The organism is Flavobacterium silvisoli, from assembly GCF_004329815.1.
Lineage (GTDB): Bacteria > Bacteroidota > Bacteroidia > Flavobacteriales > Flavobacteriaceae > Flavobacterium > Flavobacterium silvisoli.
Window position 1 is genome coordinate 32,317 of sequence record NZ_SJPE01000011.1, and the last position, 23,723, is coordinate 56,039.

Sequence of the window (23,723 nt, forward strand, 5' to 3'; positions counted from 1 at the left end):
TTATGGTTGGATAGTTTATAAATTTATGTTAATTAAAATATTTTGTTTAATTTATAGTTATATTTGTTAAACAAAAATTAATTCTTATGAACACTACCATTGAAAAAGAATTATTTGAATTGATAGGCGACAATCATCAAATGACTTCTGCGGAAACGCCACTCAGACCGGATGCTTTTATTAAATCGGACGAGGAAAAAATGTTGAGTATAGAAAACCATTTTTACAACATCATGGAAGAAATGGGGTTGGATATGACCGATGACAGCTTAAAAGGAACACCTCACCGAGTAGCCAAAATGTTTATTCAGGAAATTTTCTCCGGACTTAACCCGGCCAATAAACCAAAGATTTCGGTTTTTGAAAATTCCTATCAGTACGATAAAATGCTGGTTGAAGCCAATATTAGTTTTAATTCAACTTGTGAACATCATTTTCTACCTATCATCGGTAAGGCCCACATTGGTTATGTATCCAGTGGTAAGGTAATAGGTTTATCCAAATTAAATAGAATAGTGGATTATTACGCCCGAAGACCTCAAGTTCAGGAACGTTTGGTGATGCAAATTTTTAACGAACTGAAAACCGTACTGCAAACCGAAAATGTGATTTTGGTTATGGAAGCCAAGCATTTGTGTGTTTCCAGCAGAGGAATAAAGGATGAGAGCAGTTATACTTCAACCATCCAATACGGCGGTATTTTTAACGAAAAGGAAAACCGAAACGATTTCTTTAACTTAATTCAGCAGGAAAAATAAGAGTTTTAGTTACGTTTATATATTTTTGGTTGGAAAGTCCCGAATTTATTCGGGATTTTCTTTTTTGGAGAATAGGAACCCGAGCCCGCAACTTTTCAAAAGCTTCTTTTCGAAAGCCCAGAAGAACGTAAATTGTCCGAATAAAAATCCGTAGCTAACCAATAAAACCTGATAAACAGGAAAAATAAGGAGGATGTAAAGCGGATAGTAAATCCAGCCGGAAATACTTCCTTTGACTATGCCAAACAAAGCCAATATCGGTTTAGAAAGATAGGCCGCTGTAGAACCGGTAAAGGCAAACACTATTATGATGACTGCCATCTGCCAATTCGATTTGATATTCCAACGTTCTTTAAAGTTTGCCATAAATCATTAAACTGTCACAAATCTAAGCAATTTATGGTCTGGGCACAAATCCCGCCAATTGTTGTTTGTAGGTTATTTGGAAATAAATGAAGTAATTATAAATCAAATAATTTACCTCGTAGCCATAATGAATATTCGGGTCGTAATTAATCTGCATTTCATACAAGTTGGGGTTGTACCGCTGCGGCTGCATAGCTCTGCTGTTCCATTCGTTTACATAAATCTGATTCCGGCTTTCCAGATAGGTTTCTGAGTAGTATCCTCGGGGCTTGGCTCTTCCTGCCAACCAACCGTTAAACCCCGGATCAATTATAATCACTTCATATTCCAAAGCATCATTAGCAATACGAATAGTGTCCGAACTTTTGGGTTTGTCCGGTTTATTAGCCTTTTCTGTAATGTTTTTATCAAAATGACAAGCGGCTAAGGCAACAATAAGCAGGAGTGACCAAGCAATCTTTTTCATGACTTATTATTTTGTATAAAATTACTAAAAAACCTAGCCTCCTGCAGCAATTTTAACAAATAAAAAACCACGCTCTGGGTGTGGTTTTCAGATATACGACGTTGAGAATGAATTATGCATTCTCTACTTTTAATAAACTGATAATCTGTTCGGCTAATTCAGTTCCTATACGATCCTGAGCTTCTAACGTAGCTGCTCCTATGTGAGGGGTCAGTGAAATTTTGGGATGCATCAGAATTTGAATCTCGGGTGTAGGTTCGTTTTCAAAAACATCCAAACCGGCAAACAGCACTTTTTCGTTGTCTAAGGCTTCTACCAGAGCTACTTCGTCTATCACACCACCACGGGCACAGTTCACAATTCCTACATCATTTTTCATCAATTCGAACTCTTCCTTTCCAATCACATATCCTTCTTGTGCCGGAACATGAAGCGTAATGAAATCAGCATGTTTCAACACATCTTCTAGAGGCTCGGTTTCAAATTCTACATTGATGAATTGCCCGTTGTAGAAATCTACTTTCACGTCGGCTTTATCCACATACTTATCGGCCGCTATTACTTTCATGCCCAATCCCAAAGCCATTTTGGCTACCGCTTGACCTATTCTGCCAAAACCGATAATTCCTAATGTTTTGCCGCGTAACTCAATTCCGTTGGCATAGGCTTTCTTCAAACCGTCAAAGTTGGTGTCACCTTCCAAAGGCATATTTCTGTTGGAATCGTGCAGAAAACGAACTCCGGTAAACAAATGAGCAAACACTAATTCGGCCACACTTTCCGAGGAAGATGCCGGAGTATTGATCACGTGCAATCCTTTACTGCGGGCATAATCCACATCAATATTATCCATGCCCACACCACCACGGCCTATGATTTTCAATCCGGGGCAGGCATCTATGATATCTTTACGCACTTTGGTTGCACTTCTTACCAAAAGTACCGCAATATTGTGCGTATTGATGTAGTTGGCCACTTGTTCCTGAGCCACTTTGGTAGTAATGACTTCAAAACCTCCTTTTTCTAAGGCTTCGATGCCGCTTTTTGAAATTCCGTCGTTTGCTAATACTTTCATTTTTATGCTGAATTTGTCCCAACATCTTCCGATGCTGTTCAATATTATTGTTTTATTTTTTTTTAGGAGCTGTTTCCGGCTTTCCTTTACAATCTCTTCGAGGATTTCCACTGCAATCCGGGCTAGGTTATTCGGCTAGTTGTGATTGAGTGCTGTACAAAGTTTCAAACTCTTTCATCACATCTACCAACACCTGAACACTTTCCAATGGTAAAGCATTATACATCGAAGCACGATATCCGCCCACAGAGCGATGACCCGTTAACCCCGAGATTCCGGCTTCTTTCCACATTTTGTCAAACGATTCCTGGAGCTCAGGATTTTCGAGTAAGAAAGTGGCATTCATGATGCTTCGGTCTGCTTTGACTGCAGTTCCTCTGAACATCGTATTGCGGTCAATTTCGTTGTATAGTAAACTGGCTTTGGCTTCATTTATTTTTTCAATTCCCGCTATTCCGCCTTGTTTTTTCAACCATTGCAAAGTTAAAAGACAGGTATAAACAGCAAAAACCGCCGGAGTATTGTACATGCTTTCAGCTTTAATGTGTTTTTGATAATCCAATATACTTGGAATGGCTCTGCCCGATTTGCCTAAAATAGATTCTTTTACCACCACCAAAGTCGTTCCCGCAGCGCCCATATTTTTTTGAGCTCCGGCATAAATCAAATCAAATTGTGAAAAATCGAGCGTTCTCGAAAATATATCCGAACTCATATCACACACGATGGGAACCGCCGTTTTAGGAAACGATTTCATTTGGGTTCCGAAAATGGTATTGTTGCTCGTACAGTGAAAATAACTGGCATCTTCCGGAATCGTGTAATTCGTTGGAATGTGGTTGTAATTTTCTTCTTTAGAAGAAGCCACTATCACTGTTTCACCAAACAATTTAGCTTCTTTGATAGCGTTGTTTGCCCAAGTACCGGTGTCTAAATATGCAGCTTTGCCGTCAACGTTCAGTAAGTTATACGGAACCCTTAAAAATTCTAAACTGGCACCACCCTGTAAAAACAAAGCTTGATATCCTTTACCTTCTAATCCTAAAAATTCCAAAACCAAGGCACGAACTTCTTCCATCACAGCAACAAAATCTTTACTGCGATGCGAAATTTCTAAAATAGATAAATCAGAATGATTGAAATTTAAAACGGATTGCGCTGATTTTTCAAATACTTCTTGTGGCAAGATGCATGGTCCGGCGCTAAAGTTGTGTTTTTTCATGATAGGTGATTGAAAAATGAAGAGGCAAATTTCGGAAACTGCAATTAAAACCGTTATCTCAATTCACCGGTAATGACCTCATGTTATCAACGAAAACGTTATAGTTTATAATATTTGAAATTAAAAAACTGACCCAAGACCGAAGGTTGAACTGTATGAAGGAAACTAATAAAAGCCCGCTAGGCTTCAGATTGAAGAACTTTAGTTCAATTCTAATTATTGTTTATCCGATTTTCTTTCTTAATTAGTTATTCAAAGATGTTAAAAAAGCTAAGGTGTCCACATTATCAGCATAATTCCAAAGTTTTGGTTTTTGTGTTTGTCCAAACGGAATAGAGTTTTCGATTGCTCCTCCGGAAACGATACACTGAATTTGATCGGCCTCGTTTTTCAGACGAAGTTGCAATTCTTCAAGGTTATCATAAAACTCATAGAACACCGATGAAATAGGAGAGGCATAGCTGTTGTCCTCTTTGAGCGTCAGGAATTCGTTGTCGAGTAGTTTAAAGTTACTCATCAGGAAAACCGCTTTGTTGTAATCATAGTTGTTAGAATATTTTTCGTAGAAAATGACATCTCTGTACTCATAAATCGCCTGAAAAAACGGTTGAAAATCGTACGCTTTCGGCACAAAAAGTTTAGAAACGTTGCGACATCCCAAACCGAAGTAACGGAAAATATCTTCTCCTAAATTTACCAAATCGGCATGGCTTTCTTTTCCGGTTAATACGGCAACCGAATTTCTGTTTTTGCGAATGATATTGGGTTTGTCTTTGAAATAAAATTCAAAATAACGTGCTGTATTATTGCTTCCGGTGGCGATTACCGCATCAAAATTTTCGAGTTTGCCCTCGGTAAAGGTGATGAAATTCTCAATTTCCGAATTGACGGCAATTAGATATTTGGCCAAAAACTTAATCAGGTGTTGGTCATTAGAAGACGTTTTCACCAAAACCTTATGCCCGGAAATTAATACCGAAAGAAAATCATGAAACCCCACTAACGGAATATTTCCGGCCAGGATCAATCCAACGGTCTTAGGTTTTACATCAGAGAAATTATATCCGGAAAGCCATTGATTTAAATTGTCTTCCTGTAAAGCTTCGGCCCAGGATTGTATGGCAAAGTAAACCTGCTCCGGAGTAAACCATCCGTTGTGTGATTGTGATAAGTGAATTAAATCAACAAAAGAATCATAATACAAATCGTTGTGCAGTACGGTTTCGTTTTTTTCATTGTTATCCAATGAAAATTGGCTTAAAAACCTTCCTAATTCTACAAAACATTTTTTTTTATCGATTTGTACCATATGTAGCTTGTTTATGAATGGTTTTGATTGTAATTTTGCGCAAAATTAATTAAAAATAAGCTATGGCAATCATAATAACAGACGAATGTATCAATTGCGGTGCGTGCGAACCGGAATGCCCAAATACAGCTATTTACGAAGGTGCCGATGATTGGCGCTATAAAGACGGAACCAAATTACGCGGTAAAGTTATTTTACCTGATGGTACCGAAGTAGATGCAGATGCTGCTCAAACTCCAATTTCAGATGATATATACTATATCGTTCCGAGTAAATGTACCGAATGTAAAGGATTTCATGAAGAACCACAATGTGCTGCGGTTTGTCCGGTAGATTGTTGTATTCCGGATGATAATCACGTGGAGAGCGAAGAAACGCTCCTCAACCGACAATCCTTTTTACACAATGAATAAAAAAAGCCCAAGTAATAGAAAGTTGCTTGGGCTTTTTTACAAAACAAAACATGAAATATATTAAGGCTTCACAACAGTATATTTCTCAAGAATTACCGAGTCTGTTTTTTCGTCATAAGTCTCCAAAACGAGATTGCCTTCTGTATCAAAATACCCCACAGAGAATTTATCCTTGTTTTTGAAAATATAATTGTTATTGGAAGTTTTTCGCAAAAGTGACAAGTCCTTTCCGTTGGGAGTTGTCATAGTATATCCGGTTTTATCGGAAACGATTTGGTATTTGTTGCCGTTCATGTAATAGTAGGCGGAATGATTTACTTCTTCCGATTTAATTACACCATCTACCATCACTTTGGTTTTTGTTGTCACAGCCACCGGGCTATCCTTCATCGGAATGTTTAAAGTATTGGGTTTAGCTTCTTCTAATTCAATGTTTTGGATTTCTTTGGTTTCTTCTGATTTTACAATTTTTTTCTCTCCTGCTGAGTCTTTAATGGTAGTGATCACCGTTTTAACTTCTGATTTGGTATTGGTATTCTGAGCGATACCGTTCAATGACGATAACATGACTAACGAACTTAACAAAAAACGTTTCATAATCATTGATTTTAAAGATTAATACATCACAAATGTACAGTCGTACAATGTAGGCTTCGTTACAGTATTTCTTTCAATTGTTACAAAATCTTCACTAAACAGTAATGGCTTCATTTTCAACAATCGATTATTGATAAAATAAAAAATGCGAATGCTTATTTTGCCACAACTTTTAGTAGATTTGTTGAAATTGCAGGCGTATGAAGAGAACAGTACTGTTATTCTTTTCTTTGTTTTTTAGTTTTACCGTTTTGGCTCAGAACGGTGAAAAATCGATTACTTTAAAAGATGCTGAAACCAACCTCCCTATTGAAGATGCTACCATTTATGTATTGAAAACAAAGCAAACCTTTTTGAGCAATTCAGAAGGAAATGTCACCTTTCTGTTAACAGGTTCGTCTAATATACAAGTTACGCATTCTTCTTATATTGGTGTAACTGTTCGTTCCTCAGCTTTGGTGAAAACCGATAACGTCATTTATCTGAAAAGTAATGTTAATGACCTAGATGAGATTATAGTTACTAAACAACATCCGCAGAAAATCCTGAAAACTTTGGTGGGTAATTCGGTAAAAAAGTTAACGGTGCCGGCCCGGCTCAAAGTATACAGCAGAGAGTTTTTTAAAATGAACGGCGACTACACTTACTATAATGACGGCTTGATGAATTTTCAACTCTTTGGTCATGATAAAAATTTTAAAAGCGATATTTTGGTAGAACAAAATCGTTCTTTCGGATTGATTAATGAAGAGATTACTTCTGATGTGTTGGGATATAATCTCAACGATATCATGCAGAATTATTATAATTTCAAATACTTGGATCCTATTTTAGAACCCAATGCCAAGAAGAAATACGACTTCATCATCAAAGGATATACAACAAATTCGGATTATAATGTTATGTTGGTTACTCCCGTAGATACGGATGGGGAGCTTCGGGATGATTTTAAAATTATTTATGACAGTAAAAAAAAGATAATAGTTGAAGTAAGCTCGGCTATTTCACCGTTGTCTTTTGCCAATGTAAAAGAAAAAACAAGTGTCGGTTCCAAGAACATATACAAGTCGATTTTCAAAACTATTTACCGTATTGAAAATGAAAATTATTATTTAGTTAGTTCTAAGGAAGAAATTGGTTTTGAACGTATTGAAAAAAATAAAAAAACTGAGATAGAGGTCCGCAATTATTTCGTCACCACCAGTTTCAGCAACCACAATTTTAGTTATAAAGACAGTGAGGTTTTTAAAGATAAAACCCTTTACAACAAAAAAAATGTAATACTCTCCAGCTATTGGGATGTATCAGGCTTAACGGCTACTGATGAGGAACAGCAAATTGTTCTGAAAATGGCCGATCGCCAATAGAAAATTGTCTTTTCCTTTTTCAAAAACTCCTGTTTACCAGTATTTGTAACTTGGTTTTATTCCGTTATATTTGCACACTTTTTAAAAATAAAATGACTGTTTGTCGGTACAACAATAATCGGCTCAACAGCTAAAATATTCAAAACTATGAAAGCAGGAATTGTAGGATTGCCTAATGTGGGGAAATCAACGTTATTTAATTGTTTGTCAAATGCCAAAGCACAAAGCGCCAACTTTCCGTTTTGTACCATTGAGCCGAATATCGGAGTGGTAAACGTTCCCGATCCGAGAATCAATAAACTGGAAGAATTGGTTAAACCGGAGCGCGTTCAGATGGCTACCGTTGATATTGTTGATATTGCCGGATTGGTCAAAGGCGCCAGCAAAGGCGAAGGATTGGGGAATCAGTTTTTGGCCAACATCAGAGAGTGCAATGCCATCATCCACGTACTGCGTTGTTTTGACAACGATAACATTGTCCACGTTGACGGCAGTGTTAATCCCATTCGCGATAAAGAAACCATCGACATAGAATTACAGCTAAAAGACTTGGAAACGGTGGAAAAACGTTTGGAAAAAGTCAATCGTGCCGCCAAAACCGGAAACAAGGAAGCTCAGGTTGAAAAAGCATTCTTAGACCGAATCCGTGAAGCGCTATTACAGGCCAAATCAGCCCGTACGGTGGTGCCTCAAAATGCCGATGAAGAAGCCTTGATGGAAGATTTTCAGTTGATTACCACCAAGCCGGTTTTGTATGTGTGTAATGTGGATGAAGAATCGGCGGCCACCGGAAACCAATATGTCGATCAAGTACGCGAATTGGTAAAAGATGAAAATGCTGAAGTTATCGTTTTGGCCGTAGGAACCGAAGCCGATATCACCGAATTGGAAACTTATGAAGAACGTCAAATGTTTTTGGAGGATTTAGGGTTAAAAGAACCGGGAAGTTCCGTATTGATTCGTGCCGCTTATAAACTATTGAAACAACAAACGTATTTCACGGCCGGTGTTAAAGAAGTACGCGCCTGGACCATCAATATTGGGGATACCGCACCGAAAGCAGCCGGTGTGATTCATACCGATTTTGAGAAAGGATTCATCCGTGCCGAAGTGATTGCCTATGAAGATTTTGCGTACTACGGTTCAGAAGCCAAAGTAAAAGAAGCCGGTAAACTGAGAGTAGAAGGCAAAGACTACATAGTAAAAGATGGGGACATCATGCATTTCCGTTTCAACGTTTAGTCCTTAAAATATAAAGTTTTTATAGAAAAAAGTTGTTGGGTTCACCGGCAACTTTTTTTGTTTTAGTTACAAATTAACTGCGAATTCATTCTTTTTCAGGTGATTTTAACATCTTTTGCAGATTGAATTTAAATTGATTTTTTTGTTAAAATATGTTAAAGTTTTAATTACATTTGTGAGTAACCTGGGTCATTAGGTTGGGTCATGAGCATTTACGTTATCTCTTTTATTTTTTATGGTTAATAAGGCAAAAGCATCGTTAGAACTGTCCTTGTTGGTTTTGGTTTTGTCTTGTTTAATCATTGGCATCGGAATTTATGCTGTCGTTGAAATTCGGGTTTTGAATAAAAGTTCAAAAGAATTATTCAATGACCGAATGATTCCGATGGATCAATTGGGGGATGTTCGTTATTTTACATCGGTCGTAATCGCTACCGCTCATCAAACAGATCAAGGAGAGATTTCTTTTAAAGAATCATTGAATATCATTGAATCGGCTCAGGACAGTATTACTGCTAACTGGAAAAATTACTCGCGTACGTCGCTTACGCCACAGGAAAGGCAAATGGTGGTCAAGATAACCCCTTTGCTGAACAAATCGTCTCAGATAATTGATAAGTTGCAGGTTACACTTCAAAAACAAGACAAAGTAGCTCTGACGAACCTTGTGAACAGCGAATTAAAAAGGAATCTCTATACTTTAGAGGATGAAGTCAGTAATCTCCTCAAATTACAAGTTCAAGTCGGAAAAAGGATTTATCGCGACAATTCCAAAGTATACGGCAGTTATGTGCAATTGTTTTATTGGACGTTATTTATTGTTTTAGTACTGGCACTTCCTTTTTCATATTACATTATCAGAAAAAATGCGCGGATTATCAATAGCTTCAATCTTGGAAGAGCAAAGCTGCATCTCACAGAAGACAATTACCGCAACCTTATAGAGTATGCCGGTGAAGCCATTTTAATACTCAATCAGGATACCGAAATCATTGATGTTAACGAATTGGCATGTACTCTTTTAGGGTACGACAGAGAGGAATTGCTCAAGATGCAAATTTCCGATTTGATTGCTTCAGAAGATGTTAAAAAGCAAAAGGTAGATATAACCAAAGCAAGAAAAAATAGGATTGCCTTATTGTATCGCAAAGTAAAACGTAAAGACGGAAGCTATATTGAAACCGAAATTACAAACAGAGTAATGGAAGGAAGAGGCTTTTTTTCAATCATTCGTGATATCACTGAGCGAAATAAAAATGAACTCGCAATAAAAGAGTCCGAAGCCAAGTACCGTTATTTATTTAACAACAGTCCGGCCTATATTATCATTTGGGATTTGGAAACGCTCAAAATTCTTGAAATCAACGATAATGTGCTGCAAAAGTATGGATACAGTAAAGAAGAGTGGCAAAAAATGACGGTATTGGATTACCGCCCAAAAGAGGAATATGAAAGGATAAAAGAGTTTGCTCGGTTCATGCAGTACAATGATGAACCAATTACCAAAAGATATTGGCGTCATTATAAAAAAAATGGCGAAGAGATGCTCATGGAAATTGCCTCGCACAAAATCGTGTACAACCACCGAAAAGCCATATTGTCATTGGCCAATGATGTTACTGAGAAAGTAAAAGCCGAAGAACGTTTGGCCGAACGTGAAGCGCAGCTGCAATTGTTTATTGAACATAGTCCGGCTTCCTTGGCAATGTTAGACCAAGATTTAAAATATATTGTTACCAGTAAACGCTGGATAACCGATTACAACCTTTCGAATCAGGAGATAATCGGTAAGTCGCATTATGAAGTGTTTCCCGAAATCGGAGACGAATGGAAACGCATTCACCAACACTGTCTTAAGGGATTTAGTGAAAAGAAAGATGAGGATACTTTTATCAGAGCCGATGGCAGTGTCGATTGGTTGCGATGGGAAATTCACCCGTGGTACAAGGCTAATGGGGAAGTCGGCGGATTGCTGTTTTTTACCGAAGTCATCACCGAACGAAAAAAAGCCACAGAGTTGTTCAAAAACCAATTTGAAAACTCGCCCGATATCATTTTGTACATCAATAAGTTTTATAAAATAGAAGCCATCAACCGTGGAAATCCGGAAGGCAAATCGAAAGAAGAGTTGGTGGGAGCCGATTGTATAGCGGTTTTGCCGGAAGAAAGTCGGGAGTTGGTCAGACGCACATTGGAAGCCTGTTTTAAAACCGGCGAAAAGAAGGAAATAGAAAATACTCTGACGCAAGGGCGCTGGGTGCGTTCCCGCTTGGTTCCTCTGAAAACTAACGATGAGGTCACACACATATTGATATTTGCCACCGATATTACGGAGCGCAAAAAAGCCGAAGAACAACTCATGCAGAGTGAAGAGAAATACCGCGCACTTACCGAAAACATAAGTGATGCCATTGTACTGGTTGATGAACAATTGCGGATAACGTTTCACAGTCCTTCGGCCGAACAGATATCCGGGTATCGCTACGAGGATGTTGCTTCGCGATCTATTTTTGATTTTGTGTATCCAGAGGATTTGGAAATTGCCAAAGCGTTTTTGACTCAAGTACTCCGGGCTCCTAACGAACCGATTAATAACCAATTCAGGGTAATTCACAAATCGGGTAAGATAATTTGGGTAGAGGGAACGGCACTTAATTTATTAGATAATAAAAACATCCGGTCCATTATCATCAACTACCGCGATATTACCAATCGTAAAATACTCGAAGAGCAACAGGCATACATGGTTTCGATAGTCAATACTTCTGATGATGCGATTATCAGTGAATCGTTAGAAGGAACTATCATTTCCTGGAACAAAGGTGCTGAACGATTACTTGGGTATGCCGCTCAAGACACCATTGGCAATTCTATTGCGATGCTAATTCCCGATTTCTTAAAAGGCGAGGAGTTGGAAATTTTAAATCAAATACAAAAAGGAAGTTCCATAGATCATTACGAAACGCAACGAAGGAAAAAAAACGGAGAGATTATATACGTTTCCTTGACCATTTCACCTATCAAAGATGCTACCGGTCAAATTATAGGGGCTTCCAAAATCATGCGCGACATCTCAGAACGCAAAAAATTTGAAGACGATTTGATTCATTACAATGAAGAATTGAAAAAGACCAATTCTGAGTTGGATCGGTTTGTGTATAGTGCTTCCCACGATTTACGGGCGCCGCTAAAATCAATGCTGGGACTGATTGATATTACCAAAAATGAGTTGGAAGAATCGGCTGATTGTGATAAAACTATGTTGACCGAACGTTTTGAAATGTTAAACAGAAGTGTGACCAAACTGGATAATTTTATCGAAGACATACTCAATTATTCGCGCAATGCCCGTTTGGAGTTGGAAAGCAACGAAATTGATTTTAAAAATTTGATATACGATATCCATGCGAATTTCTTATATTCACAAACCCACAGAGCTATTGACTTTATCGTGCAGGACAATAGTAAAAGCAAGTTTGTTTCCGATGCGAAGCGTTTGACGGTCATTTTGAATAATATTTTATCTAACGCCTACAAATACTGTGACACTGCTAAGGAAACTTCTTTCATCAAAGTAACTTTTGATTGCGACGATCAGTGGGCCAAAATAACAATTGAAGACAATGGTATTGGCATACCCGATACCGAGAAAGACAAAATATTTGATATGTTTTATCGCTCTACTATACTCTCAACAGGATCCGGTTTAGGGCTTTATATTGTGAAGGAAACGCTTCAAAAATTGAACGGAACCATCAAAGTAACATCAACAGTGCCCGAAGGGACAACGTTTTATATTGAGATTCCCAATCAGTTACAGTCAATCAAAAAAGATAGGTTATGAAAACGACACACATATTGCTCATAGACGACAATGATATCGACAATTTTATTACCCATCACGTCATTTCAAAAGCGGAGATTGCCGAAAAAATCACGGTCAAAAATTCCGCCATTGAAGCTTTAGAATATTTGAGAACCATACGGGATGATTTCGAACAGTTCCCGGATTTAATCTTCCTGGATGTGGCCATGCCCTTGATGGATGGTTTTGGGTTTTTAAATGAAATTATCAAATTCCCGAAACTGATCGAAAATCAGTGTTTTGTAGCCATGCTGACCTCATCCAACAATAAAGATGACATTGAGCGGGCGATGCAGTATAGTGTGGTGAAAAAATATTTTAACAAGCCGTTGAAGATTGAAATGTTGGCGGATATTAGGTAAACGCTAGAGATATGCTTTTCGATGGTTTTTCGGTAGCCTGATGAAGAACGTTGTCCCAACGCCCAAAGTACTTTCCAACTCAATATCGCCGTTGTAATAATCCATAATCCGTTTGACTATCGATAGCCCGATGCCGGTCGATTTCTCTACTTTGGCGAACGATTGAAAAAGATCAAAAATCTTAGACTGGTATCTGGGGTCAATTCCTTGTCCGTTATCCTGAATCGAAATCAGATAATCTGTATCACTTTCGCTACAGCGTATTTCCACCCATCCCTTTTCTTTATCCATATAATTCACTGCGTTGCTGAGCAGATTTAGAAACAGTTGTTGCATTCTGAAACTGTCAATTTCCAAGGTAGGCAAAGTGTCTTTAACGGTTACCGTAACATTTTCGGGGATGTGGATGATATTAATGCAGTTTTGCACCACTTCGTTGAGGTTGACCAGCTCGTTGAATTCTTTACTGGCATCCAATTTTGAATAGGTCAGGATACCCTGAATAAGGCTGTCCATCTTTTCGACTTTGCTCTCAATCAATTTAATGTATTCCTGTGATAACGAATTCAATTCTTTGTCATTGTCTTGTTTAATCCAGGAAATTAAGGTATGGATGCTCCTCAATGGCGATTTTAAGTCATGAGAAACGACTTGAGCGTATTCGTTCAGATATTCATTTTGGCGCTCGAGCTTTTTCAATAAGTCCTCTTTTTGAAGCGCCAATTTTTTTTGCTCGGTTATGTCCAAATGAATCCCAATGGTTCCGGCCAATTCGCCGTTCATGTTATAATTCGCCGCTCCACTGACCAACCAGTATTTTTCTTCGCCCGATTTTACAGTTACCTTTACTTCGGAGGAAGCCGTGTTGTCGCCTTTTTGTTCTGTAATTAATGCTTCATTTTGGCGGAACAATTCCGCTACTTTTTGCCCGATAAGTTCCGGAATGCTATAACCACTCATATCAGAAAATGACTGATTGGCCAATTGTATGACGTTGTTCGTGTCAATTTCGAGTAGCCCCATATTCATGTTGGCTATTATATTGCGGTATTTTTCTTTTTCGGCCTCCAGGCTTTCTTTGTATTTTTTCTTTATCGTGATGTCGTCATAACTCCACAAGTGGCCGCTGTATTGGTTGTCGATATTGGCAATGGGGATAAAACTCCGCTCAAAAAATCGGCCATCGGTCAATTCAATTTCTTCGGCAATGACCATTTCCTTCTTTTGGAGAATTTCTTCTACGCGTTTGAAATAACGATTTTGGTTTTTGAAAATACTCGTTGTACCGCGCGCCATCAAACCGCTGTCGAGTCCTTTGATTGCATCAGGTTCCGGAGTGATGCCAAAAAGTTCACAGAATTTTTTGTTGGCCAAAAGTATTTTTTGGTTTTCATCTTCCAAAATGATACCGGTTTGCAAATTGGCGATAATGGCATTCAAACGGTTTTTGGATTCAATTAATTGTTGGTTGAATTCTTTTTCAAACGAAATATCGGCCAAAATGGTAAAGTATTTTTTAATATCGCCATTGTCATCCCGGATGGCTTTCCCCTGGATGCGAACCCAATATTTCTTTTGAAATTTATCGTAGAAAATCATTTCACCGTCAAACGGCAATCCTTCTCGCATTTGCTCCGCCAAATAACGAATCATCTCCGGGTCGGTTCCCGACCCGTAAAGTAACAGTTCGGGTTTTTGGCCAATGATTTCAGCTAGGGAATACTGTGTGAGTTCCAGAAAACTAGAATTTACCCAGTCAATTCTCCCGTCTTTGTCTGAAATAAAAATCGGGTTGCTGTTGGTTTCCGCAATCGAAGACAAGAGCAACAACTGTTCTTCCCGTTCTTTCTCGGTGGTGACGTCTTCTAAAATGGCAAAATAATAAATCACGGCTCCCGTTTCATTTCTGATGGGTTGTTTGGTAGTTTTGTACCACGAGAGCTGTCCGTTTTTGTTTTGATAAGCGTTTTCCGATTCAAACAAAATCCCTTTTTTAAATCCGTCAATAACAGTTTCTATTTCAGATTTTTGAGATAATTTACTTGGACCGATTTTTAAAATATTTTCTCCTACTGTTTTTTTCAAATCACTCTCAATAATTTTTAAAAAAGCGGTATTGCCCCACAAAATTTTTCCATCGGTATCGGTTAAAACCACACCGTTTTTATTGGCACTGGCCACCAAGGAGAGTTTGTTTAACTCTTCTTTGTCTTTTGTTAACTGCTTACTTTGCTCATCTACCTTAATGACCAGCTCTTTCAATTCGGTATTGTTGGCTTCCTGATTTTTTAAAATATGCAGCACATCCAGCAAGGGGTCATGAGGGGCAAAATCATTAGGCGAGAGTTTTTTGCGCGTGGTTTCTTTCATAGAAATAAGCCATGGAGAACCAACAAAAAGAAACCCTCGGTCTTGCGGTCTGATTTGTCCCCGAAATATAATTTCACTGTTTGTTTTAGCTGCAAAAACTATGGATTGGTTAGAAAAATCAACAAAATGTTCCTTTGTTATCTTTTCGATAAACGGTTTAAGTAAAGTGAAGTGTTCAGGAAATGATTGTCCTTTTAATTCGGGTAAAAGTTTGTGTATGCTGTTGCCCACCCGCTCAATCATGAGGTTCTCATCGATTAAAATGTAAAACGGAAAAAGTTCGTTCAAACTGTCTCCGTCTAAATTGAGTTGAAAGTCTTTCATGTGTAGGCTTGTAAGTTGATGGTGATGAACATCAATTCATTTGCGACTTTTTGCAAAATTTGACTCATCATCGCTTACATCAAAACTATTTTTTGTTGAGGTAAGGTTTATTTTTGTTTCATTTCAAAATAACGAAAAAAAAATGAAACTTGACTTTTTTACAACCATTCCTTTTGGTTAAAACAAAATGTTTTTTTGTCAAAAACATTCTTAATAACTTTGACAGATTTGATTTCAAAAATCCTTGTAAATCCACTATATTAGCGCATCAGAGGTTGTTGCCAATACAATGGTCTAACGCAACCCAGTTTAAATCGTTACTATTTAAAATGACAGAACAAAATCAATATACCGAGGATAATATTCGCTCGCTCGATTGGAAAGAACACATTCGCATGCGTCCCGGAATGTATATCGGAAAACTCGGAGACGGGTCGTCGCCCGATGATGGTATCTATATCTTGCTTAAAGAGGTCATTGATAACTGTATCGATGAATTTGTCATGGGCGCCGGAAAAGTTATCGAGGTTACCATCAAAGACAAAATGGTGACTGTGCGCGATTACGGTCGTGGTATCCCCTTGGGTAAAGTAGTTGATGTAGTTTCTAAAATGAATACCGGAGGAAAATACGACTCCAAAGCATTTAAGAAATCGGTAGGTTTGAACGGGGTGGGTACCAAAGCGGTAAATGCCTTGTCCAATTTCTTCAGAGTAGAATCGGTTCGCGACAATCAGCAAAAAGCTGCCGAATTTTCAGCCGGAAATTTAACAATGGAGGAAGATATTCAGGAATCAACCAAGCGCAAAGGAACCAAAGTTGCTTTTGTAGCCGATGAAACCATCTTCAAAAACTACAAATACCGTAATGAATATGTAGTCCGCATGCTCAAAAACTATTGTTATTTGAACACAGGATTGACTATATATTACAACGGCGAAAAGTTTTTTTCCAACAACGGATTAAAAGATTTATTAGAAGAAACCATTGCCGAAGAGGATATGCAATATCCCATCATTCATTTGTTGGGTGATGACATTGAAGTAGCATTAACCCACAGTAAATCGCAATATTCAGAAGAATACCATTCTTTCGTTAACGGACAAAACACTACACAAGGTGGAACACATTTGGCGGCTTTCCGCGAGGCTATAGTCAAAACGATTAAAGAATTTTACAACAAACCTTTTGAAGCTTCCGATATAAGAAAATCAATTGTTTCGGCTATTTCGGTAAAAGTCGAAGAGCCGGTGTTTGAGTCGCAAACCAAAACCAAATTGGGCTCAACTGAGATTGGTCCGAAAGGCCCGTCGGTACGAACATTTGTCAACGATTTTATCAAAACTAAGCTCGATAATTTTTTACATAAAAATCCTGAAACTGCTGACTTGCTGTTACGCAAAATTCTTCAGGCGGAACGAGAGCGTAAAGAGTTGTCCGGAATTCGGAAATTAGCCAAAGACCGCGCTAAAAAAGCAAGTCTGCACAACAAGAAGTTAAGGGATTGCCGGGTGCATTTAACCGACGCCAAAAATCCGAGAAGCTTAGAAAGTACTTTATTCATTACCGAGGGAGACTCGGCTTCGGGTTCAATTACCAAAAGTAGGGATGTAAATACTCAGGCGGTATTCAGTTTGCGCGGTAAACCGTTGAACTCCTACGGTATGACTAAAAAGATAGTGTACGAAAACGAAGAGTTTAACTTATTGCAGGCCGCTTTGGACATTGAAGAGGATTACGACAACCTGCGTTACAACAACATTGTCATTGCTACCGATGCCGATGTTGACGGAATGCACATCCGATTGTTGTTGATTACATTCTTTTTGCAGTTTTTCCCCGAATTAATCAAAGAAGGACACTTGTACATCCTGCAAACGCCTTTATTTCGTGTCCGCAACAAGAAAGAAACCATCTATTGTTATTCTGAACAAGAACGGGTTGATGCCATTGAAAAGTTGAAACCAAAACCCGAAATTACCCGATTCAAAGGATTAGGAGAAATATCACCCGACGAGTTCAAGCATTTTATCGGACAGGATATTCGCCTAGATCCGGTAATGTTAGACAAAGCTACCTCGATAGAAACGTTACTCGAGTTTTATATGGGTAAAAATACCCCGGACAGACAGGATTTTATCATCAACAATTTGAAGGTAGAACTTGACGTAGTCGAAAAAAATTAAGAACAGCATACTGAACATTCAGCTTACATGAAAGACGAAGAAGACGATATTATTCCGAACGAAGACGAAAACAACGAATCGTTTGATGACGCGGCCAATGAAGGTTTTGAAGACGTAATCCGGCCTTCAAACGGAAGTCATTTTTACGAAAACGACGAAAATCCGGAGGATACCATTACTAAGGTTACAGGAATGTACAAAGATTGGTTTCTCGATTATGCTTCCTATGTAATTCTGGAGCGAGCGGTACCGGCCATTGAAGACGGATTCAAACCTGTACAGCGTCGTATTATGCACTCTATGAAAGAACTGGATGATGGTCGTTACAACAAAGTGGCGAATATAGTAGGGCATACTATGCAGTACCACCCACACGGAGATGCCAGTATTGGTGATGCTATCGTTCAGATAGGACAAAAAGACCTCATCATCGATATGCAGGGAAACTGGGGAAATATACTCACAGGTGATTCAGCTGCGGCTCCGCGTTATATTGAAGCGCGAATTTCCAAATTTGGTCACGATGTATTGTACTCGCCTAAAATAACCGAATGGGGATTGTCATACGACGGAAGAAAAGCCGAACCGATAAATCTTCCGGTTAAGTTTCCGCTCTTGTTAGCCCAAGGAGCCGAAGGAATTGCCGTAGGATTATCAACCAAAGTGTTGCCACATAATTTTAATGAACTGATTGACTGTTCGATTAAAGTATTAAAAAATAAACCTTTTACCCTTTATCCCGATTTTCCAACAGCCGGAATCGCTGATGTTTCGGGGTATAACGACGGGATGCGTGGCGGCCGTGTTCGTGTTCGTGCCAAAATCAATCAACTGGATAAACAGACTTTAGTCATTACCCAAATTCCGTTTTCTACCAATACGTCAACCTTGATTGACAGTATATTGAAAGCCAACGAAAAAGGGAAAATTAAAGTTAAAAAGATAGAAGACAATACCGCCGCCGAGGTAGAAATCTTAATCCATCTGCCACCGGGTGTATCTCCTGATAAAACCATCGATGCGTTGTATGCGTTTACGGCCTGTGAAACTTCAGTAGCCCCATTGGGTTGTGTAATCGAAAACCACAAACCCAGATTCATCGGTGTTTCCGATATGTTGAAAATATCCACACATCGTACCGTAGATTTGCTGAAACGCGAGTTGGAAATCCAATTGGACGAACTCGAAAACAAATGGCATTTCTCCACTTTAGAGAAAATTTTCATTCGCGAAGAAATGTACATCGATTTCAAGTTGTATTCCGACAGAGAGTCGCTTTACACCTATATGTACGACCGTTTTAAGCCTTTTGTCAAGTCATTTGTGCGCGAAATTAACGACGACGATTTGCAAAAGCTGACCCAAATTCCGATGATTCGCATCACGCGTTTTGATTCGGATAAGGCCGATGAAGCCATTGCTAAGTTGGAAGCCGATATGGAACAAGTGAAGCATCATTTAGATCACATCATCGATTTTGCTATCGACTTTTTCCAAAAACTGAAAGACAAATACGGAAAAGGACGCGAACGTCAGACAGAACTGAGAAGTTTTGACAACATAGAAGCTACCAAAGTAGTGCTTCGTAACACCAAACTGTATGTCAACCGCGAAGAAGGTTTTTTTGGTACCGGTTTGAAGAAAGACGAATATGTGGCCGATTGTTCGGATATTGATGATGTAATTGTATTCTTGCGCGATGGGAAAATGATGGTATCTAAGGTTGATGATAAAAAATTCGTCGGTAAAGACATCATTCATATTGCGGTGTTTGATAAGAACGATAAGCGCACCATTTACAACATGATTTACCGCGACGGTAAAAACGGTTCCGCTTTCATAAAACGATTCAATGTTTCCGGAATTACCCGCGACAAGTTTTACGATTTAACACAGGAAAAGGCCGGAAGTCAGGTACTGTATTTCTCGGCTAATCCTAACGGAGAAGCGGAAACGGTTACCATATTGTTGCGCCAAATCGGCAGTATTAAAAAGCTGAAATGGGATGTTGATTTCTCAGATATTGCCATCAAAGGAAGAGCTTCCCGCGGGAATACCGTGACCAAATATCCGATTAAGAAAATCGAATTAAAAGAAAAGGGAATTTCTACTTTGCGTCCGCGTAAAGTTTGGTTTGATGATACAGTGCAGCGTTTGAATGTAGATGGAAGAGGGGAGTTACTGGGCGAGTTCCGACCGAATGATCGTTTGCTTATCATCAACCAATCGGGGAAACTGAAAACCATTATACCTGAGTTGACGACGCATTTTGATGAAGACATGATTGTTTTAGAAAAGTGGCATCCGAAGAAACCGATTTCCGCGATTTATTATGACGGTGAAAAAGAACGCTATTTTGTAAAACGCTTCTTGGTAGAAAACGAAAACAAAGAAGAAATCTTTATCACCGAACACGAAAAATCACAATTGGAAGTTGTTTCTACTGATTGGCGACCGATGGCGGAAATTGTTTTTGCCAAAGTGAAAGGTGTCCAAAAAGACCCGATTACGGTTGACTTAGAACAATTTATTGCTATTAAAGGCATCAAGGCGATTGGTAATCAATTAACGACTGACAAACTAAAACAGGTCAATTTGTTGGAACCACTGCCTTACGAAGAACCGGAAGAAGTACAACCCGAAGATGTTGAAGTAACCGGTGAAGATAATGTTTCCGATGACATTCAAACCGAGACAGATGATGACGGTCAAATCACACTGTCATTAGAATAAAAATCAATACCCATCCTATCTAGCCCTGATGGGAGTGAAAATAAAAAAGCCCCCGGTGTTCGGGGCTTTTTTATTGTAGTGTACAGCAGGAATTACGACGGCAGGGATGTCCCGAGCCATTCGCTCCTGATTTTAGTGTTTCTTTTTACGCATTTTCATATTGATGAATTCCACCGCCAATGAAAAAGCAATGGCAAAGTATAAATAGCCTTTGGGCACTGTTCCTACGTGTTGCCCGGCCAAAGATGCTTCAGATAAATGCATGCTTTCGGTAATCAGCATGAATCCGATGAGGATTAAAAAGGCCAAGCCCAGAACCTGAATCGATGGATTGGCATTGACAAAATTACCCACCGGAACGGCAAACAACATCATGACGGCCACCGAAATCACCACTGCGCAAATCATAATAGTGAGCGCGCCTTCGACACCATTGGTCATGCCCACAGCGGTTAAAATACTATCGACCGAGAAAATCAAATCAATCAGAAGTATTTGCATAATCACATTACCGATGGATTTCGTGGCTGAGGTTTTCAAATCTTTCTCTTCTTCGCCTTTGTGATCCACTTTTTCGTGAATTTCTTTGGTGCTTTTATAAATTAGGAAGATACCTCCTAACAATAAAATTAAGGCTTGTCCGGTAAAATTGGCACTAAACCAGCCCCAGTCAAAACTGAAAAGTGGTTTTTTCATGGCAATTAAAAGGGTGATGCCAAACAGCAATCCGATACGCATGAACATGGCTAAAAACAACCCGATTTGCGTGACTTTTTTGCGGTTTTCTTCCGGTAATTTTCCGGTTACGATCGAGATAAAAATAATGTTGTCTATCCCTAAAACAATTTCTAAGAACGTTAAGGTTAACAAGGCAATCCAGGCATCCGGATTTAAAAATACTTCCATGGGTTATAATTAAGTTAGTTTAGCGGTTAAACGCAATTATTTCAATTTTGTTACAGTACCGCGGTGTTTTTTACTGTCGCCTACAAAAGAATAATCAAAAGTGTAGCTATTCTTGTCGGTAGACAGTATCGTCATGCTGATAGCCTTACGTTCGTTCATGGTTTTAGGATGTAGTTTGCGCAGTACAAATTCACAATCGTTTACCCAGCGCACAGTAGCCGTATCCGTTTTTCCGTTAAAGGTTTCAATTTGTAAACTATCGGTTCTTACAAAGGTTGATGTCAGCTTTTTACCGTCAATCACTTGGGTAAATTCAAAAGTACCGGTTTTAAAATCCTTGCAGTTGCGTTCTTTATCAGAACAGGAAACCAATGGCAGAGCCAACAAGAGTAGTAGTATTTTTTTCATTGATGCTTTTCAGTATTTATAATTAGGAGCTGTTTCCCGCTATCCGCGCTACATGGTAGCCAGCTCCTATCGGGGCTAGTTTTATTTCAGTTTTTCGAGTTCGTCATCGGTAAAATTCCTGATGCTTTTTTCTTTGGCAAATTTATCCGCATTATAACTGTTCGATTTGTTTTTCGGAATCGAAAGTGAATTCCATTCGGTTTTCTTGAGCATTTTGGCATAAAATACGATTTGCCCAATATGGTACGGATAATGTGCCAATTGTCGGTTGATGGCTTCCATCACGGTGTGGCCTTCGTTGCGAATATAAATGATGTTTGACAATTGTTCTTCCGTTAGTGGGGTAATGGCATCAAAGAAACAGGTCCAGCCCTTGTCCCAAAGCGCCATCAGTTCTTCTTTGGTTTTGAGCGTCTCTTCAAATTCGCCATCGCGGTTTCGCCATTCTTTTTCGCCGTCGGTGGTTAAGAAGTCCGTCCAACGCGAGAGCATATTCCCCACGAGGTGTTGTACAATCACGGCAATCGAATTGGTGTCTTCGTTCACCGAAACAAAAAGTTGTTCGGGTTCCAATTGTGCTATGGCTTTTTCTCCCAACGTTTTATAGTAGAGAAATTGCTTTTTTACGCTTTCTAAGTAATGGTTATTTGTCATGATTAAAAAGTGCGTCTGTTAATGTTTTGATTCCTTTAAACATAAAATAAACCGCTGTCAGACAAATGGCTATGCCTATTGCTAAAACCAAGTAATGCCACACATTTTGTTTGTTGATAAATGCATTATAAATAATGCTCGGACCTATAAACATCATGGGCAATGCATAAAGCATGAATTTGATTCCCTTATCGAGCAATTGTTTGTTAGCTGACATATTTAAGTTGTATTTGTCTATTATCTATTCATCTTATCATTTAACGACTGTAACTATCTACCGCTTTTCGTACGCTGCCGTGTTTTGCCAGCAAAGCCGAGGCTTCTTCATAACTTACCGGTATTTCACCCATAATCATCCTTACACCACGGTCAACAAGTTTGTCATTGCTAAGTTGCATATCTACCATTTTATTGCCTTTTACCCGCCCTAATTGTATCATGGTTGCCGTTGAAATCATGTTGAGTACCAGTTTTTGCGCGGTGCCGGCTTTCATACGTGAACTTCCGGTAACAAATTCGGGACCCACCACCACCACCACCGGAAACTTCGCGGTCAATGCTAACGGGCTTCCCTCATTACAAGTAATACAGCCGGTTGTGATGTTGTTGGCATTGCATTTTTCCAATCCGCCAATGACATAAGGCGTAGTGCCTGAAGCAGCAATTCCGATTACCACATCATTTTCGGTAATCCCGTGTTCCTGCAAATCAATCCAAGCTTGCTGTTGGTCGTCTTCGGCGTTTTCAACCGCTCTGCGAATGGCTTTGTCGCCTCCGGCTATGATGCCGTTGACCAAATCAAAAGGAACGCCAAAGGTAGGAGGACATTCGGAAGCATCTACAATGCCGAGTCTTCCTGAGGTTCCTGCGCCAATATAGAATAAACGGCCGCCGTGTTTCATTTTCTCAACCACTTTCGATACTAAAACTTCGATTTGTGGTAGGGCTTTTTCTACCGCCAGCGGCACGGTTTTGTCTTCGTTATTGATGTGGGTCAGTAAGTCGTGAACCGACATGTGTTCGAGACTGTCGTAATACGAGGATTGCTCGGTGGTTTTGGTAAAGGACATAGCGTTACATTGCAAAGTCCCAAAGTTACA

General features: G+C 39.1%; 20 protein-coding genes. 8 read left to right on the top strand and 12 right to left on the bottom strand.

The features are described from left to right. Nucleotides 1-86: 86 nt before the first annotated feature. Complete coding sequence (gene folE, locus EZL74_RS09555) at nucleotides 87-758, top strand: GTP cyclohydrolase I FolE (protein WP_131476383.1); 672 nt, start codon at nucleotides 87-89, stop codon at nucleotides 756-758. 45 nt (nucleotides 759-803) lie between these two features. Here folE and EZL74_RS09560 read toward each other — a convergent pair whose 3' ends face one another. The 5 genes from EZL74_RS09560 to EZL74_RS09580 all read right to left on the bottom strand — a co-directional run bounded on the left by EZL74_RS09560 (nucleotide 804) and on the right by EZL74_RS09580 (nucleotide 5,196). Next, nucleotides 804-1,124 carry a DUF6787 family protein gene (locus tag EZL74_RS09560; RefSeq protein WP_131476384.1) on the bottom strand — a complete coding sequence of 107 codons (321 nt, stop codon included), beginning with the start codon at nucleotides 1,122-1,124 and terminating at the stop codon, nucleotides 804-806. Between the two features lie 31 nt (nucleotides 1,125-1,155). Continuing rightward, complete coding sequence (locus EZL74_RS09565; RefSeq protein ID WP_131476385.1) at nucleotides 1,156-1,590, bottom strand: DUF6146 family protein; 435 nt, start codon at nucleotides 1,588-1,590, stop codon at nucleotides 1,156-1,158. 112 nt (nucleotides 1,591-1,702) lie between these two features. After that, a complete protein-coding gene (locus EZL74_RS09570) occupies nucleotides 1,703-2,665 on the bottom strand; it encodes a D-2-hydroxyacid dehydrogenase (protein WP_131476386.1) in 963 nt (320 codons plus the stop codon). Nucleotides 2,666-2,792: 127 nt separating this feature from the next. Continuing rightward, nucleotides 2,793-3,887, bottom strand: a complete 1,095-nt coding sequence (gene serC / locus EZL74_RS09575) for a 3-phosphoserine/phosphohydroxythreonine transaminase (protein WP_131476387.1) — start codon at nucleotides 3,885-3,887, stop codon at nucleotides 2,793-2,795. Nucleotides 3,888-4,131: 244 nt separating this feature from the next. Continuing rightward, the gene (locus EZL74_RS09580; RefSeq protein WP_131476388.1) at nucleotides 4,132-5,196 is read right to left on the bottom strand and encodes an acyl-CoA reductase; all 1,065 of its coding nucleotides are present in this window, start codon (nucleotides 5,194-5,196) and stop codon (nucleotides 4,132-4,134) included. Nucleotides 5,197-5,258: 62 nt separating this feature from the next. Here EZL74_RS09580 and EZL74_RS09585 point away from each other — a divergent pair, with 62 nt between their 5' ends. Beyond that, nucleotides 5,259-5,609 carry a 4Fe-4S dicluster domain-containing protein gene (locus EZL74_RS09585; protein ID WP_131476389.1) on the top strand — a complete coding sequence of 117 codons (351 nt, stop codon included), beginning with the start codon at nucleotides 5,259-5,261 and terminating at the stop codon, nucleotides 5,607-5,609. A gap of 60 nt (nucleotides 5,610-5,669) precedes the next feature. Here the strand turns inward: EZL74_RS09585 and EZL74_RS09590 are convergent, their stop codons facing one another. Then, on the bottom strand, nucleotides 5,670-6,206 hold the full coding sequence (locus EZL74_RS09590; RefSeq protein WP_131476390.1) for a hypothetical protein: 537 nt from the start codon (nucleotides 6,204-6,206) through the stop codon (nucleotides 5,670-5,672). 200 nt (nucleotides 6,207-6,406) lie between these two features. On the opposite strand from EZL74_RS09590, the gene EZL74_RS09595 reads away from it, so the two are divergent. From EZL74_RS09595 to EZL74_RS09610, 4 genes are all read left to right on the top strand, one after another. After that, nucleotides 6,407-7,573, top strand: a complete 1,167-nt coding sequence (locus EZL74_RS09595) for a peptidase associated/transthyretin-like domain-containing protein (RefSeq protein WP_131476391.1) — start codon at nucleotides 6,407-6,409, stop codon at nucleotides 7,571-7,573. A gap of 147 nt (nucleotides 7,574-7,720) precedes the next feature. Then, nucleotides 7,721-8,815, top strand: a complete 1,095-nt coding sequence (gene ychF / locus EZL74_RS09600; protein ID WP_131476392.1) for a redox-regulated ATPase YchF — start codon at nucleotides 7,721-7,723, stop codon at nucleotides 8,813-8,815. Nucleotides 8,816-9,101: 286 nt separating this feature from the next. Further along, nucleotides 9,102-12,659: a PAS domain S-box protein gene (locus EZL74_RS09605; RefSeq protein ID WP_240034583.1), complete on the top strand. Its 3,558-nt coding sequence runs from the start codon at nucleotides 9,102-9,104 to the stop codon at nucleotides 12,657-12,659. Next, nucleotides 12,656-13,042, top strand: coding sequence for a response regulator (locus tag EZL74_RS09610; protein ID WP_131476394.1), 387 nt, complete (start codon nucleotides 12,656-12,658; stop codon nucleotides 13,040-13,042). Before EZL74_RS09605 ends, EZL74_RS09610 begins: the two co-directional genes overlap by 4 nt. A 3-nt stretch (nucleotides 13,043-13,045) precedes the next feature. On the opposite strand, the gene EZL74_RS09615 is transcribed toward EZL74_RS09610, so the two are convergent. Continuing rightward, a complete protein-coding gene (locus tag EZL74_RS09615) occupies nucleotides 13,046-15,736 on the bottom strand; it encodes a PAS domain S-box protein (RefSeq protein WP_131476395.1) in 2,691 nt (896 codons plus the stop codon). A gap of 329 nt (nucleotides 15,737-16,065) precedes the next feature. Here EZL74_RS09615 and EZL74_RS09620 point away from each other — a divergent pair, with 329 nt between their 5' ends. Together EZL74_RS09620 and EZL74_RS09625 are read left to right on the top strand one after the other, a co-directional pair. Beyond that, on the top strand, nucleotides 16,066-17,922 hold the full coding sequence (locus EZL74_RS09620) for a DNA topoisomerase IV subunit B (protein WP_131476396.1): 1,857 nt from the start codon (nucleotides 16,066-16,068) through the stop codon (nucleotides 17,920-17,922). Nucleotides 17,923-17,949: 27 nt separating this feature from the next. Continuing rightward, complete coding sequence (locus EZL74_RS09625; protein WP_131476397.1) at nucleotides 17,950-20,655, top strand: DNA gyrase/topoisomerase IV subunit A; 2,706 nt, start codon at nucleotides 17,950-17,952, stop codon at nucleotides 20,653-20,655. Nucleotides 20,656-20,787: 132 nt separating this feature from the next. On the opposite strand, the gene EZL74_RS09630 is transcribed toward EZL74_RS09625, so the two are convergent. The 5 genes from EZL74_RS09630 to murQ form a co-directional block, all read right to left on the bottom strand. After that, nucleotides 20,788-21,561 carry a TerC family protein gene (locus tag EZL74_RS09630; RefSeq protein WP_131476398.1) on the bottom strand — a complete coding sequence of 258 codons (774 nt, stop codon included), beginning with the start codon at nucleotides 21,559-21,561 and terminating at the stop codon, nucleotides 20,788-20,790. A gap of 36 nt (nucleotides 21,562-21,597) precedes the next feature. Beyond that, nucleotides 21,598-21,969 (bottom strand): DNA topoisomerase IV, encoded by a 372-nt coding sequence (locus tag EZL74_RS09635; protein ID WP_131476399.1) that lies wholly within the window; start codon nucleotides 21,967-21,969, stop codon nucleotides 21,598-21,600. A gap of 81 nt (nucleotides 21,970-22,050) precedes the next feature. Continuing rightward, nucleotides 22,051-22,623, bottom strand: coding sequence for a DUF1572 family protein (locus EZL74_RS09640; protein WP_131476400.1), 573 nt, complete (start codon nucleotides 22,621-22,623; stop codon nucleotides 22,051-22,053). Beyond that, complete coding sequence (locus tag EZL74_RS09645; RefSeq protein WP_131476401.1) at nucleotides 22,613-22,840, bottom strand: DUF6095 family protein; 228 nt, start codon at nucleotides 22,838-22,840, stop codon at nucleotides 22,613-22,615. The genes EZL74_RS09640 and EZL74_RS09645 overlap by 11 nt, the downstream gene beginning before the upstream one ends. 40 nt (nucleotides 22,841-22,880) lie before the next feature. After that, the gene (gene murQ, locus EZL74_RS09650; protein ID WP_131476402.1) at nucleotides 22,881-23,693 is read right to left on the bottom strand and encodes an N-acetylmuramic acid 6-phosphate etherase; all 813 of its coding nucleotides are present in this window, start codon (nucleotides 23,691-23,693) and stop codon (nucleotides 22,881-22,883) included. Nucleotides 23,694-23,723: the final 30 nt, after the last annotated feature.

Excerpts from the sequence above, each read along its gene's own strand:
- EZL74_RS09615 (WP_131476395.1), bottom strand. The coding sequence starts at position 15,736 with ATGAAAGACTTTCAACTCAATTTAGACGGAGACAGTTTGAACGAACTT.
- EZL74_RS09590 (WP_131476390.1), bottom strand. The coding sequence starts at position 6,206 with ATGAAACGTTTTTTGTTAAGTTCGTTAGTCATGTTATCGTCATTGAAC.
- folE (WP_131476383.1), top strand. The coding sequence starts at position 87 with ATGAACACTACCATTGAAAAAGAATTATTTGAATTGATAGGCGACAAT.
- EZL74_RS09625 (WP_131476397.1), top strand. The coding sequence starts at position 17,950 with ATGAAAGACGAAGAAGACGATATTATTCCGAACGAAGACGAAAACAAC.
- EZL74_RS09570 (WP_131476386.1), bottom strand. The coding sequence starts at position 2,665 with ATGAAAGTATTAGCAAACGACGGAATTTCAAAAAGCGGCATCGAAGCC.
- EZL74_RS09595 (WP_131476391.1), top strand. The coding sequence starts at position 6,407 with ATGAAGAGAACAGTACTGTTATTCTTTTCTTTGTTTTTTAGTTTTACC.
- EZL74_RS09565 (WP_131476385.1), bottom strand. The coding sequence starts at position 1,590 with ATGAAAAAGATTGCTTGGTCACTCCTGCTTATTGTTGCCTTAGCCGCT.
- EZL74_RS09640 (WP_131476400.1), bottom strand. The coding sequence starts at position 22,623 with ATGACAAATAACCATTACTTAGAAAGCGTAAAAAAGCAATTTCTCTAC.
- EZL74_RS09560 (WP_131476384.1), bottom strand. The coding sequence starts at position 1,124 with ATGGCAAACTTTAAAGAACGTTGGAATATCAAATCGAATTGGCAGATG.
- EZL74_RS09585 (WP_131476389.1), top strand. The coding sequence starts at position 5,259 with ATGGCAATCATAATAACAGACGAATGTATCAATTGCGGTGCGTGCGAA.
- EZL74_RS09610 (WP_131476394.1), top strand. The coding sequence starts at position 12,656 with ATGAAAACGACACACATATTGCTCATAGACGACAATGATATCGACAAT.
- EZL74_RS09620 (WP_131476396.1), top strand. The coding sequence starts at position 16,066 with ATGACAGAACAAAATCAATATACCGAGGATAATATTCGCTCGCTCGAT.
- EZL74_RS09580 (WP_131476388.1), bottom strand. The coding sequence starts at position 5,196 with ATGGTACAAATCGATAAAAAAAAATGTTTTGTAGAATTAGGAAGGTTT.
- EZL74_RS09635 (WP_131476399.1), bottom strand. The coding sequence starts at position 21,969 with ATGAAAAAAATACTACTACTCTTGTTGGCTCTGCCATTGGTTTCCTGT.
- EZL74_RS09630 (WP_131476398.1), bottom strand. The coding sequence starts at position 21,561 with ATGGAAGTATTTTTAAATCCGGATGCCTGGATTGCCTTGTTAACCTTA.
- serC (WP_131476387.1), bottom strand. The coding sequence starts at position 3,887 with ATGAAAAAACACAACTTTAGCGCCGGACCATGCATCTTGCCACAAGAA.
- ychF (WP_131476392.1), top strand. The coding sequence starts at position 7,721 with ATGAAAGCAGGAATTGTAGGATTGCCTAATGTGGGGAAATCAACGTTA.
- EZL74_RS09645 (WP_131476401.1), bottom strand. The coding sequence starts at position 22,840 with ATGTCAGCTAACAAACAATTGCTCGATAAGGGAATCAAATTCATGCTT.
- murQ (WP_131476402.1), bottom strand. The coding sequence starts at position 23,693 with ATGTCCTTTACCAAAACCACCGAGCAATCCTCGTATTACGACAGTCTC.